Origin of the sequence: uncultured Tenacibaculum sp., from assembly GCF_947504135.1 — a bacterium.
GTDB lineage: Bacteria > Bacteroidota > Bacteroidia > Flavobacteriales > Flavobacteriaceae > Polaribacter.
Window position 1 is genome coordinate 335,815 of sequence record NZ_CANNGG010000004.1, and the last position, 13,318, is coordinate 349,132.

The window sequence follows — 13,318 nt, forward strand, 5'->3', positions numbered from 1 at the left end:
TAAAAAAGATGCAAAAAAAGGAGTTAAAAAACTCCTCTTTCTCTTATAACTTCACCAATATACCTGCGTTGAAAATAAATCCGTCTGTTGGTGCCCAAATATCCGTAAAGGACGGATCGTGATGCATACCTTCTATCATATTTTGGTAGTTTTGCTGTTTGGTGTCTGTAAAGTTTTCAAAATTAGCATACAAACTAATTTTCCCAAAAGTTCTCATCACCATAAAGCCCATCGTCCAATAATCTGGAGTTTTAGTCAAATTATTTCTCAATTGAGAGCTCTTGTAATATGCCTCATATCCTACTCGCCATTTATCATGTACTTCATACATTAATACGCCACCAAAGCTATGTTTTGGTGTCAGCGCTTTTTGATTGTTGTTGATTTCAACATTGTTATAGGCATAGTTTGTAAACAGTACAAAGTCTTTATACTTTAACTTTAAATTAGTTTCTGCTCCATAACTATTTAATCGACTTGAAGCATTCACAAATTCATAATTGGCTCCATTTTCTTGTAATAAAAGTGTATTTTTTAACTGCGTATAAAACACTAATTGATTAAAAGACAATGATACATTATCATTAAAAATTTTTGTTTTATAATTTACATCTGCATTAAATCCGATAGACGTTTCAGCTTCAAAATCGGTCAGGGTAATGGGCATTACATTTTGATACGAACGTAATTCTGCTTCTTCAGTAAAAATTGTAGGTATTTTATATCCTAAACCTCCTCCTATTCTACTTGAAACCTTGTCATTATACTTAATGAATAAAGAAGCTCTAGGCAACACAAACGTTCCGTAGTGATCATTATAATCTGTTCGTAAACCACTTTCTAAAGTCAAACTGCTTGAAAGTCTCCAGTTATTTTGGGCAAATCCTCCAAAAGTAAACTGCTCGTAACTTCTATCTAAATTAGTGGTTGGATTTTCTGTAAAATTTTCAGTGATAATATTTCCTCCAAAAACCCAATCAGAGCTAGTTTTATACAAATTATACGTTGCTTCAGTAAATGTAGCCCATTGTTTTCCGTCAAACTCATAATCAGGTAGGGTTAAATTTCTTTTGAAATAACTCACACTATTTTTAAAATCAAAACTTTTAGTTTCTGAAATAGTATTGGAATACGATAATTGAGTAGCATAACGTTCTGATTTATTTTCTTCAAAAAAACTGTGATCAGGTGTCATATTTCCTGCAATTACATCCGTATCACCTCCTATACGGTCTTCTATAGTTGTCCCAAAGTTCAAACGCCATTCTTCCTTTTCATTCGGGTAGTAGAATAATGATGGGTTAATACTAAAACTTCTAACTTTTGGAATATCAGAAAAATGATCGTCATTTACATCGGTAGCTTCCTGTCTGTTTACAGATCCGTATAAACTAACTCCAAATTTATTGAAACGTTCGCTATAAAAAGCGTTTAAAGTACTTCCGTTACGTGAAGTTTGATCGAACATTAGACTAATTTCTCTTTCTTCTTTTGGCTTTTTTGACACCAAATTTACCAAACCTGCAATAGCTCCTCCTCCATATAAAGTAGAAGAACTTCCTTTGATAATTTCTACTTGCTGTAAATCTAACGGAGGAATCTGCATAATACTCAACCCACTAGAAAAACCTCCAAATAACGGAAATCCGTCTTTTAATAATTGCGTAAAACGTCCATCTAACCCTTGGATACGAATACTTTGATTGGCTGAATTTGCAGAAGTTTGTTGCATCTGTATTCCTGTACTTTCTCGTAATACCATAGCAATGTTTGCCGAATTCATTACTGCTTTTTCTCCTAACTCTTCTGCTCCGACAACTTCTATCCTTGTAGGAATCTCAGCAATCGTCCTTTTACTTCTTGTCGATTGAATTACAACCGCTTCTAAAGTTTCTTCATCTTCATGAAGTTCTATTACAAATTGTTTTTTTGCTGTTGGAAAGGTGATGGCTTTTTCCATCGTTTCAAACCCTATAAACGATACTACAAAAGTTTGTTTTCCGTTAGGAATATTGTTAATAATTGCAATTCCATCTAAGTTAGTTTCTGCTCCAATAGTCGTGTTTTTCACATACACGGAAGCACCTACTATAGGCTCCTTTTCATCAGAAATTACTTTAAACTCAACTAAATTTTGTGCAGTTATTTTAATTGCAGATAGCATAAGGACTACCGCTACTACTATATTTTTTAACATGTGTTATTTTTAAATTAATTATATAAAAGAAGACATCTCTTTTTCTAAAAAAGATGCATAAAAGCTTTCTGTTTTTTGAAAGCGAATACTTAATAATTAATTTAAGCTTTAGGCGGTTGGAAAATTCCTTTTAAAAAAGAAAAGTTATAAGGAACTTGGTAAAAACCAATTGTTTCTCTTATTTCAAAAAAAGGAATAATTTCGAAGTAATATTCTACAGGTACGAACTCTGCTGTAAGATTCACCACCGTGCAGTGATGGTGATGTTCTTTGTTTTTCTCCTCTTCTGTATCATTTTCATGATGCTCATCTTGATGCTCTTCGTTTAACTCATCATGATGCACCTCTGATTCAGCTACAAAAACCACAGCATCAGTATGTGCCTGTAAAGGAGGCACAATTAACAGTAAAGTTAATAATATGATGATGCTTTTTTTCACTAATCTAATTTAGAGTTACAAAATTACAAAATTATAAAATTTTATGAACCTTCTTTATCCAATCTGTCTTTAACGTATTCAATTTTTGTTTTACCATGCGCAAAAGGGTTTCCTTCTTCATCCAAACTTACCATAACAATTTTATCAATTGCGATAATTGTTTTTCGAGTTATTTTGTTGCGAACCTCACAGCTTAAGGTAATAGATGTTGTTCCAAACTTTACTACATCAATTCCTATTTCAACAATATCTCCTTGTTTTGCTGAACTAACAAAATTTATTTCAGACATAAACTTGGTTACTGTTTTAGGAATTTCTAACTGAATAATAGCATATAACGCTACTTCTTCATCAATCCATTGTAATAATCGTCCTCCGAAAAGTGTTCCGTTAGGATTTAAATCTTCTGGTTTTACCCATTTACGTGTGTGAAATCTCATCGTATTTATTGTTCTATATTTTTAGCTTCAAAAGCTATTAAATCATTATTTACAAAAGTAAAGGTTATTTGTATAGGATTACAACATACCTCACAATCTTCTACATAGGTTTCAGATGTACTAGCATCCAACAACATGGAAATTTCTTCCCAACAATGCGGACATTGAAAAAAGTGCTCATGCATCATATTTTACCATAATATTTTCTAACAAACCACTCTATTGATAGTAAAACTATAATCAATAATAACAACCATTTCCAATCAACTAAACTTTGTTTTTTGGTAATAGACTTTTGAGTGGTATAAAAAGAAGCATCTTCTTGTACCTTTTTTAATAATTCGTCAACTTTATCTGCATAAACTATAGCTCCGTCTGTTTTTAACGCCAGCTGTTCTAATTTTTTAAAATTAGCATTGGTAAACTGCTCTTCTATCTGATAATCTTCAATCTTAAACCTCCCTGAGCTACTTATATTTTGATTCTTTACAGTTACAGTATATGAATATTCTCCTGAGGCTAATCCTTCAACAGCAACTTGATACGAGTTATTAAATAACGAAAACGGAATGCTCTTTTTAGCTTTTGTTTCTAAGTTAGTTACTGTTAACTCCAAAGATGCTCTGCTATCAAACTGATAGTTTTTATCAACATAAAATGCACTTATAGTTATAGGTTCATTAGCTGCATACAAACGTTGCGCTTTTACATCTAAACGCTTCCTTTTTTTAGTGGATGCTAAATATTGAACCAAGTTTCCTACAAACGTATCAAAACTTTCAAAGTTTTTCTCTTTTAAATAACTGGCTGCCCTCCATTTCCAAATACCTTCTCCAAATAGTACCGCATATTTTTTATCATTTTCTTCAAAAGTTGATAGTAACGGTTGAGTGGTTTCTACGCCTGCATACTTTTGATACAACAAACTTTGAGATTCTTTTTTAAGCTGTACTTCTCCAAACTTGTCTTTTAGTGGTGGAAATTGACCAAAACCGATATCTTCTTGATAAAAAGTTAAAAAATCTGGATTGTAAATAGCGGTATATTCTTCTTTTTGATTGATGGCTCTTTTTTGAACCCCCAAACCTTGACTATTCAAAAAGCTCCAATCTGTTTTAGTTCCTGAAACCAGTAAGAAATTAGAGGGTGTTTTTTCTAAAGTTGCTTTAAAATAACTATTAGGCTGATACAAAACAAAAAACTGATAAGCGTCTAAGTTTATATTATTATCCTGTATCAAAGCTATATCTACTTTGCGTTGTTTATTGCTCTCAATCGCTTTTTTAAGTGCCCCTAAATCTGGATGTAGGAAAGAACTTAATAACAATACTTTGGTTTGCTCATCTAAGACTTCAACTGAAAAGCTTTTATAGTTGTTCTTCGTGTTTTTTTCATTCGCTATACTACTTATTGACGCTGTGTAATAGTGTACTCCTTTGGTATTAGACACTAAGTTGGCTGTAACAGTTTGCACAGGATTTTCTGGTGAAAAGCGTACTCTTTTTGAAAAAACTCTGCTTCCGTTTTTTACGATTGAAAAAGTAGTATTCACTGTTTCTTTTCCTTCATAATACAACAATGCTTCTACAGGAAACTTGTTCTTTACATAGCTATACTTATTCACATTTAACTGCGAAATTTGAATGTCTTGATACTTAATAGTATCACCAATAACTATAGGAAATACTTTATACTTTGTTGATGAAAACTCATAATCGTTTCCTTGTGTTTGATTTCCATCGGTTATTAAAATGGTAGCTGCATTTTTATCTTTATTCAACTCATTAACAGCATCAATTGCTTTTGAAATATCTGTTTGAGTTTCAGCAAACGATAAACTATCCAACACCTTAATATCATTCCCGAACGAAAAATACTGTACGTCAAACTTATCTTGAAGTTCTTCGTTACTTTCTACTTTTGATACTAATTCTTGAACCTTTTTTTCTTCTTTAAAAAACTGAGTAGATAGTGAATTATCTACCAATACAGACAACACAGGTTTTATGTTATCCGTTTCAATGGTTGCTATCTTCGGATTGATCAATAGCAATCCTATTAAAAAAATACTTAGTGCTTTTAAGCTAAAAAGTAAGATATGTACTTTCGGAGTTCTTTTTACCTTATAGAAATATTGAAAAAAAGCAATGACTACGCTTATGAATACGGCTAATACAATGTAAATTATAGTTATTGACTCCACTCAGCTTATTTTAGTATGTGAAGATAAAAATATCTAACAAATAAAATTGCCTTTTCTTCTTTTTCATTTATGACCTTGGCCATAAAAAACTAGCAATCAATTACATAACCTTACTAAAAACTAGTATATGGTAACCACTGAAAACTTAACCACAGAAAAACACTTCAAAAAACAAATAGCATGGGAATTACGGCTTACATCAATAAAAAAATAGCTGAAGGCGAACGAAACAGCATTGGTGTATCTATTATATTAATTACTGTAGGCTCAATGATTGCATCCATAACAGCTGCTTTGGCTATAGATGGAGAGGTTATTTATTTGCCCTAATCTTTACCTGTGAAACCGCTATGGGCGCTAATGCTGCTGCCATAAGTCAACGTTCTTTTAAAATAATTGCATGGGCATTTATTATTAATATACTTGGTAATATTCCGTTGATTTTTTACCTACTTACTACGTAGTTGTAGGCTTCGGCTTTGCCTCAAACATTCTAAAAAAGAGCATAGAAGCTATGTTTCGTGCTCTTTCTTTAGCTTCATGTGCTTTTGTTCCGTCAAAAAGTTCATCAACCGTTTCAAACCACAATTGCAACCAGCGTCCAAAGTGTTCCTGATAAATAGAATATTCAAAATCCCTATCTACATCTTTGTGTGCTTTCATCGGGTTTCCTTTAAACTTTCTAACAAAAAACAAATTCGTTTCCCAAAAATCGGTGAGTTTTTGTAAATGAGGTTCCCAAGTTTCTTCTGGAATTGTTTTCAAAAAGATAGGCCCTATAAAATCATCCTTTCTAATTTTATCATTATAAAAGGTTGATACCAACTTATACACATCTTCCCTATTTTCTATGTCTCTTTTATCCATTTACAAATCGTTGTTGAAATACGTTACAAAAGTATATCTTTATGCAATTGCAATTTATGACTTAAATCATAATGATTCCAGAAGAACTCTTATTAAAATATACCGCTGAAACGAAACGTTTTCAGAAAGACGAAATTATTTTCTCTGAAAAACAAACCGCACATTACTACTACCAAATAGTAAGCGGAGTGGTTAAAATGAATAATTTTAATGATGATGGTAAAGAGTTTATTCAAGGGGTGTTTTATAAAAACCAGAGTTTTGGTGAACCACCTTTATTTATCGATGTAAAATATCCTGCCAATGCTGTGGCAATTTCTGATAGTACGGTTCTAGTCTTATCTAAAAGCAACCTGTTTAAATTATTGCAAGATAATCCTGAAACTCACTTAAAAATCACCCAAAGTTTAGCCAAACGTTTGTACTACAAAGCTATTATTGCTTCCGAAATATCGAGTCAAGAACCCGCGCATAGAGTACTTCGATTTATAGATTATTTAAAAGACGATGTATACAAAGTTAAAGGAAAACACACATTCAAAGTAGCCTATACACGACAACAAATAGCTGATATTTTAGGTTTACGCGTAGAAACGGTTATTCGAGTAATAAAATCCTTAGAAAAAAAGGGAGACGTAAAAATTAGCAAACGAAAGGTATATCGTTAAAACTTTCCTAAAAAGACCATTCCTCAATAAAGTCTGTCATAAATCATAAAATTAATTAGACTTATGGAATTCCCCAAGATTTTGTACACCCCTTGTAGTAAGTTCGCTATGATTGTATAATTAATTAACAAATAACAACAACTCGTTAATAACTTTATTTTAGGTAACCTATTGGTTTTACTATATTTGATAGCGTATAAAAATTGCTAAACTTTACGATATCCCATACTATTCTCCGGATAAAACAACTAAAGTTTAACATATAACGAGTTGTGCACAAGCTAAAAAAACAACCAACTAAGAAATGAATCTACAATTTTTAAAGCTACTTTACCACACAAATGAAGTTCCAATTGGTATGACAGGACTCTGTTGTGGATTTGAAGCTGGTGAATGGAGACATAAGCAATTTTCTGAATTTTTATTTGACCGCCACTTATTAGACTTTGCTCTAAAATTTTCTGAATATGAAAATTTAAACTATTTAGATGCTACAAATAAGCTCAAAAAAGCTGCCAAATTAATCTATCAAAAATATCATTCTAGACGAGGTGAATTTGGAGAATTAATATTACATAGCATTATTAAAGAATGTTATAATACAACACCTGCGATAAGCAAAATACACTTTAAAGATGGACCCAATGAAACTGTAAAAGGTTTTGATGCAGTTCACGTTTTAGAGGTTGATAATCAATTAGAACTTTGGCTTGGAGAAGTTAAATTTTATAGCAATATTTCCAATGCAATTCGAGATGTTGTTCCAGAGATTAAAGACCATTTAGAAAACAACTATCTACGAAATGAATTTATCGCGATAACAAATAAAATAGATGAAAAATTTCCTTTAAAGGATAAATTAAAAAAGCTAATTGACCCTTATACCTCGCTAGATGAAATATTTTCTTCAATAAGTGTTCCTGTTCTTTTAACTTATAATTCAAATACAACAAAGGATATCACAAAATTTACAGACGAGTATATTGACAAAATTAAACCTGAACTTGAAAAAATATTTGAATCATTTAAAGATAAAATTGGAGATATAGATTTGAAAATTCATCTATTTCTGCTTCCAATGAAAGAAAAAATAGAATTAACTGCATCACTTGACGAAAGACTTAACGTATGGCAGAACTTATAGAAATATCTCAACTAATTAAACTTATTGAAACAGAAGAGAGTTTTGGAAATCGTGAATTTGATATAGCAAAATCTATTTCTTACTATTACAATAAGCGCAATATTCAAGCAAACGATTTAATACTTTTTGCCTTAAATTTCAAATATAAATTCAAATTTACAAGTGGAATTATAAATGATTTAGCTCGTGAACTAGGTTTGTTCCCATACTTAAACCCAGAAGAACTTTCTTTAGAAGATTTAATAGCTTACGAATTTCATAGACCAGAGGGAAAAAAAATAGAAAATATAGTTTTTCACAAAATACAAGCACAAATTTATTATTCTTTATTAAATGGAGAAAATGTAATTCTAAGTGCTCCAACAAGTTTTGGCAAAAGCTTAGTTATAGATGCAGTAATAGCTATAGAAAAATATCAAAATATCGTAATAGTTGTCCCAACTATTGCGCTAATCGATGAAACTCGTAAAAGGCTATCTAAATTTAAAGAATCTTATAAAGTAATAACCCATAGTAGTCAGACTATATCGGAAAAGAACATTTTTGTATTAACACAAGAAAGAGTTCTAGAGATTGTTCCTGATGATATTGATATTGATTTTTTCGTTATTGATGAATTTTACAAAATAAATTTTACATCTTCAGACTTAAATAGGACTATTGCTTTAAATCAAGCTTTTTACAAACTTTTAAAAAAAGGAGCTCAGTTCTATTTATTAGGCCCAAATATTGAAAATATTAATAATAGCTATTTCCCAAATGAGGTAACTTATAAATACATTAGAACAGATTATAAGACTGTCATTAACCGTAGAATAAAAGTTGATTATAATGGAAATCCTATTGATAAATTAATTGAATTATGTTCAGAATTAGATGGTCAGACTTTAATTTATTGTAAATCACCACGAAGTATAAATCAGCTTGCTAAGGCTCTATTTTTAAGTGGTATTTTTAAGAAGAATAAAAGTGTAGAGAATTTATCAAATTGGATACGTTCCGAATTTCACTCAGAATGGTATTTAGCTGATTATTTAGAATTTGGAATTGGTTTGCATCACGGAAGATTACCTCGTTCTCTTTCTCAAATCATATTAGACAAATTTAATAATGATGAGCTGAACGTTCTCTTATGTACAAGTACAATAATAGAAGGTGTTAATACTAAAGCTAAAAATGTAATTATTTACGATAATAAGGTGGCTCAAAATAAGTTTGATTTTTTTACTTATAATAATATTTGTGGTCGTTCAGGAAGAATGTTTGAACATTTTATAGGTGATGTTTATTTATTTCACGATGCACCTATCGAAGAATTACCTCTAGTTGATTTCCCTTTATTTACTCAAGGCGAAAACACACCAGATAGATTATTACTTCAATTAAACGAAGAAGACTTAAATAAAAATTCTAAGAGTATTGTGAATGAGATAAAATCGAATTCAGAATTATCCTTTGAGACATTAAAAAGTAACTCTAATATAGAGCCTTCGTTTCAAAATAATTTAGCTAAAGTTATTTTAGATTATGAACAAAATATAAGATGGCATTATCCAGATTATAAACAACTTGAAGCAGTATGCTTTCTTATTTGGGAACATTTTATTGCACCTTCAAATTCTAGAGCTTTTATTAAATCTTATAAGCAATTAACCTTCAAGATTTATCAAGTTATGCGTTATAAAGATATAAAGACTTTACTAGCGCTAGAAGTTGCCGATAAAACAAACAAAGACGAGATTAATAAAGCTATCGAAGCTGAAATTAATTTTATTAAGTATTGGCCTCAATACCATTTCCCAATATATTTAAAAAACTTACAATCTATTGCTAACGAGGTTTTTGAAAACAACAATAAAGAGCCAATTGATTATTCATATTTTGCAAGTCAACTAGAAAGTCTTTTTACAAATAACAACTATAATATTCTAGAAGAGTATGGACTTCCTATTCAAGTTTCAAAAAAAATTCAAGGTGCTCTAGAAAATACTGAAAATTTAGATGATTTATTGGAAATTATATCCAAGTTAAATATTGAGAATTTAGCACTAACTGAATTTGAAAAGGAAATATTATTGAATATGAAAGAATATATTTAAAAAAGCCAGTGCACAACAAAGAACTGAGGTAAAAACAAGTTTTATAGTTCATATCATACGGTAAACCACTTACTCTTACCCTTAGCTACAATTCGTTTAAAAAGTTCTCTACACGCTTTATTGTATTTGCATATCTGTGAGGAAAGACCTACGAAGCTCACTAATATTTCAGCATAGTTCTTTGTACCTAAATAAGATTGCTTTTATTTAGTACTAAAATTCCTTTAATTAAACTCTAAAAAAAGGGAAGTATTTTCTATTTTTGTGCCTTTCAACACAACAACAAAACATGAACTTAACAGAATTAAATGCCATCTCTCCTATTGATGGTAGATACCGTAACAAAGTAGCAAGCTTAGCGAACTATTTTTCAGAAGAAGCTTTAATAAAATACCGCGTAAAAGTAGAAATTGAATATTTCATTGCTTTATGCGAAATTCCATTACCTCAATTAGCAGATTTCAACAAAGATTTATACACTGATTTACGTAAAATTTATGAAGATTTTTCTGCTGAAGATGCTTTAAAAATTAAAGAAATTGAAAGCGTTACCAATCACGATGTAAAAGCTGTTGAGTACTTTATTAAAGAAAAGTTTGACGCATTAGATTTACAGAAATATAAGGAGTTTATCCATTTCGGATTAACTTCTCAAGATATTAATAACACTGCTATTCCATTATCTATTAAAGATGCTATGGAAGAAGTGTACTATCCAACCTTAGATACTTTAGTTTGCAAATTAGCTGATTTATCTGAAGAGTGGGAAAATGTACCAATGTTAGCAAGAACTCACGGGCAACCAGCCTCTCCTACTCGTTTAGGAAAAGAGTTTTTTGTATTTGTAGAGCGTATTAACAATCAGGTTATTCACATACAACATACACCTCATGCTGCGAAGTTTGGTGGAGCTACAGGTAATTACAATGCACACAAAGTAGCGTACCCAGATATCGACTGGAAAAACTTCGGGACTCATTTCGTTGAAGAAGTGTTAGGTTTACACCACTCCTTCCCTACTACGCAGATTGAGCACTACGACCACATGGCGGCTTTATACGACGGATTAAAGCGTGTAAACACGATTTTAATTGATTTAGATCGTGATGTTTGGACCTATGTTTCTAACGACTACTTTAAACAAAAGATTAAAAAAGGTGAAGTTGGTTCATCGGCAATGCCACATAAAGTAAATCCGATTGATTTTGAAAACTCTGAAGGAAACTTAGGTATTGCAAACGCTATTTTTGAGCATTTAGCTGCTAAGTTACCTGTTTCAAGATTACAACGTGATTTAACGGATAGTACGGTATTACGTAATGTTGGTGTTCCTTTTGGACATACCTTAATTGGTTTTGCTTCTACGTTAAAAGGATTGAACAAGTTATTATTAAACGAAGCTAAGTTTGCGGAAGATTTAGAAAATAACTGGGCAGTAGTTGCTGAGGCTATTCAAACAATTTTACGTCGCGAGGCTTATCCTAATCCATACGAAGCGTTAAAAGGATTAACGCGTACCAACGAAAAAATCAATAAAGATTCTATCGCTAATTTTATTGATACTTTAGAAGTTTCAGAGGCGATTAAAAACGAATTAAAACAAATTACACCATCTAATTACACTGGTATATAATGAGATATTTACTTACTTTTTTAGTTTTATTTTTAGCTATTTCGTGCACTCCAGAGAAAAAAGGAGACCCAACACGTTTTGTTCACGGAACGTTTGAAATTCCTGCTGGTGACAGCTATGGAAAAACAACTATTGTAAGAAAAGATAGTTTACAAATTGAAGAGTATACTAAGAAAGTAAGCATTTCTACCGATAGTTTGGTTACCGAAAAGGAGATTAAACATATAGACACACTCTACATCAAATGGAAAAATAATTTTGCATACACTTTGCGAATGAAAAGTCCGAAAACTGATTTAGATAAAGATCCTATATTTGTTCAAATAACTAAAGTAACTGATAGTTCTTATAGCTTCACTGCAAGAGTTGGTTACTCTAACTTTAAACAAGAAGGAACCGTATATAAAGTAAAATAACTATGGAAATATTTCTACAAGCTGATACATGGGTTGCCTTATTAACCCTAACTTTTTTAGAAGTTGTATTGGGTATTGATAATATTATCTTTATTTCTATTGCATCTAACAAGCTACCAGAAAATCAGCAAAAAAAAGCTACTCGAATAGGTCTTCTTTTAGCGATGATTTTTAGAATTCTTCTTTTACTAGGAGTTTCTTATTTAATTAGTATGAAAGACCCTATTTGGAATATTGATTTATCTTGGTTAAAAGTAGGTGTTACAGGACAAAGTTTAATTTTATTTGCTGGTGGAATATTTCTACTATACAAAAGTACTAGTGAGATTCACCATAAAGTTGAAGGACGAGATGAAACACATACGTCTAACAATCCTAAAAAGAGAGCTACTTTACTAAATGTTGTAACTCAAATAGTATTAATTGATATTGTTTTCTCTTTTGATTCTGTGTTAACAGCTGTAGGTATGACAAACGGTATACAAGGAGCTTTAATCATAATGATTATCGCTGTTATTGTTTCAATATTAATCATGTTAATGTTTGCTACTCCTATTAGTAACTTTGTTAACAAACATCCTACAATTCAAATGTTAGCTTTATCCTTTTTAATTTTAATTGGATTTATGCTAGTTACTGAAAGCGCCCATTTATCACACACAGTTGTTTTCGGGCAATCAGTCGGGGCAATTCCTAAAGGATATTTATATTTTGCTATTACTTTTTCGCTACTTGTAGAAATGCTAAACATGAAAATGCGAGGCAATTCTAAAAAAGGTTAAGAAAACATTAAGACTATATAAAACAAAAACCGGTAGTAAGAAAGCTATCGGTTTTTTTATTTTTTCTATTTTTGCCGCTAGTGATTAAATTGAAAAAACATATTGCTGTACTCAGTATATTCATGTTGTTATTACCTACCGTAATAGCAACAGTTCACTTGTTTGAAAATCACGAGCACATTGTATGTACTTCTACTGATGAACAACACTATCACGCTCAAGAGTTTGATTGTTCTCTGGCTCATTTTCAATTTAACTCATTTACATACCAAACCGTTGAAAACTATACGGTAATTCCACAACATTTTTACAAGTTAGATTACAACACACAACCGCAGTTAATCTCATTTGTATTTGCTTATAATAAATCTTCAAGAGCGCCCCCTTATTTTACTGTATCTTAAACGTTTGCAATAAGCAACCAACAAA

14 protein-coding genes are annotated in these 13,318 nt (G+C 31.1%); 8 read left to right on the forward strand and 6 right to left on the reverse strand.

Features of this window, described 5'->3' with window-relative positions:
* Nucleotides 1-43: 43 nt before the first annotated feature.
* The 5 genes from Q0663_RS10530 to Q0663_RS10550 form a co-directional block, all read right to left on the reverse strand.
* The gene (locus Q0663_RS10530; protein ID WP_299010636.1) at nucleotides 44-2,197 is read right to left on the reverse strand and encodes a TonB-dependent receptor; all 2,154 of its coding nucleotides are present in this window, start codon (nucleotides 2,195-2,197) and stop codon (nucleotides 44-46) included.
* A 101-nt stretch (nucleotides 2,198-2,298) separates the two neighbouring features.
* On the reverse strand, nucleotides 2,299-2,637 hold the full coding sequence (locus tag Q0663_RS10535; RefSeq protein WP_299010639.1) for a hypothetical protein: 339 nt from the start codon (nucleotides 2,635-2,637) through the stop codon (nucleotides 2,299-2,301).
* Between the two features lie 41 nt (nucleotides 2,638-2,678).
* Nucleotides 2,679-3,077 (reverse strand): hotdog domain-containing protein, encoded by a 399-nt coding sequence (locus tag Q0663_RS10540; protein ID WP_299010642.1) that lies wholly within the window; start codon nucleotides 3,075-3,077, stop codon nucleotides 2,679-2,681.
* Nucleotides 3,078-3,082: 5 nt separating this feature from the next.
* Nucleotides 3,083-3,262 carry a CPXCG motif-containing cysteine-rich protein gene (locus Q0663_RS10545; protein WP_299010741.1) on the reverse strand — a complete coding sequence of 60 codons (180 nt, stop codon included), beginning with the start codon at nucleotides 3,260-3,262 and terminating at the stop codon, nucleotides 3,083-3,085.
* Nucleotides 3,262-5,280 carry a VWA domain-containing protein gene (locus Q0663_RS10550; protein ID WP_299010645.1) on the reverse strand — a complete coding sequence of 673 codons (2,019 nt, stop codon included), beginning with the start codon at nucleotides 5,278-5,280 and terminating at the stop codon, nucleotides 3,262-3,264. Before Q0663_RS10550 ends, Q0663_RS10545 begins: the two co-directional genes overlap by 1 nt.
* 180 nt (nucleotides 5,281-5,460) lie before the next feature.
* Between Q0663_RS10550 and Q0663_RS10555 the strand changes: the two genes are divergently transcribed.
* Nucleotides 5,461-5,610: a hypothetical protein gene (locus Q0663_RS10555; RefSeq protein WP_299010648.1), complete on the forward strand. Its 150-nt coding sequence runs from the start codon at nucleotides 5,461-5,463 to the stop codon at nucleotides 5,608-5,610.
* 126 nt (nucleotides 5,611-5,736) lie between these two features.
* Here Q0663_RS10555 and Q0663_RS10560 read toward each other — a convergent pair whose 3' ends face one another.
* Nucleotides 5,737-6,147, reverse strand: a complete 411-nt coding sequence (locus tag Q0663_RS10560; RefSeq protein WP_159616760.1) for a group III truncated hemoglobin — start codon at nucleotides 6,145-6,147, stop codon at nucleotides 5,737-5,739.
* A gap of 71 nt (nucleotides 6,148-6,218) precedes the next feature.
* On the opposite strand from Q0663_RS10560, the gene Q0663_RS10565 reads away from it, so the two are divergent.
* The 7 genes from Q0663_RS10565 (at nucleotide 6,219) to Q0663_RS10595 (ending at nucleotide 13,293) form a co-directional block, all read left to right on the forward strand.
* Nucleotides 6,219-6,815 carry a Crp/Fnr family transcriptional regulator gene (locus Q0663_RS10565; RefSeq protein WP_299010659.1) on the forward strand — a complete coding sequence of 199 codons (597 nt, stop codon included), beginning with the start codon at nucleotides 6,219-6,221 and terminating at the stop codon, nucleotides 6,813-6,815.
* A 304-nt stretch (nucleotides 6,816-7,119) separates the two neighbouring features.
* Complete coding sequence (locus Q0663_RS10570) at nucleotides 7,120-7,959, forward strand: DUF1837 domain-containing protein (protein ID WP_299010661.1); 840 nt, start codon at nucleotides 7,120-7,122, stop codon at nucleotides 7,957-7,959.
* Nucleotides 7,944-10,058 carry a DEAD/DEAH box helicase gene (locus Q0663_RS10575; protein ID WP_299010664.1) on the forward strand — a complete coding sequence of 705 codons (2,115 nt, stop codon included), beginning with the start codon at nucleotides 7,944-7,946 and terminating at the stop codon, nucleotides 10,056-10,058. The genes Q0663_RS10570 and Q0663_RS10575 overlap by 16 nt, the downstream gene beginning before the upstream one ends.
* Nucleotides 10,059-10,347: 289 nt before the next feature.
* Nucleotides 10,348-11,691, forward strand: a complete 1,344-nt coding sequence (gene purB / locus Q0663_RS10580) for an adenylosuccinate lyase (RefSeq protein ID WP_299010667.1) — start codon at nucleotides 10,348-10,350, stop codon at nucleotides 11,689-11,691.
* Complete coding sequence (locus tag Q0663_RS10585) at nucleotides 11,691-12,107, forward strand: hypothetical protein (RefSeq protein WP_299010670.1); 417 nt, start codon at nucleotides 11,691-11,693, stop codon at nucleotides 12,105-12,107. Before purB ends, Q0663_RS10585 begins: the two co-directional genes overlap by 1 nt.
* 2 nt (nucleotides 12,108-12,109) lie before the next feature.
* The gene (locus tag Q0663_RS10590; protein WP_299010673.1) at nucleotides 12,110-12,889 is read left to right on the forward strand and encodes a TerC family protein; all 780 of its coding nucleotides are present in this window, start codon (nucleotides 12,110-12,112) and stop codon (nucleotides 12,887-12,889) included.
* 89 nt (nucleotides 12,890-12,978) lie between these two features.
* The gene (locus Q0663_RS10595; protein ID WP_299010675.1) at nucleotides 12,979-13,293 is read left to right on the forward strand and encodes a hypothetical protein; all 315 of its coding nucleotides are present in this window, start codon (nucleotides 12,979-12,981) and stop codon (nucleotides 13,291-13,293) included.
* Nucleotides 13,294-13,318 lie beyond the last annotated feature (25 nt).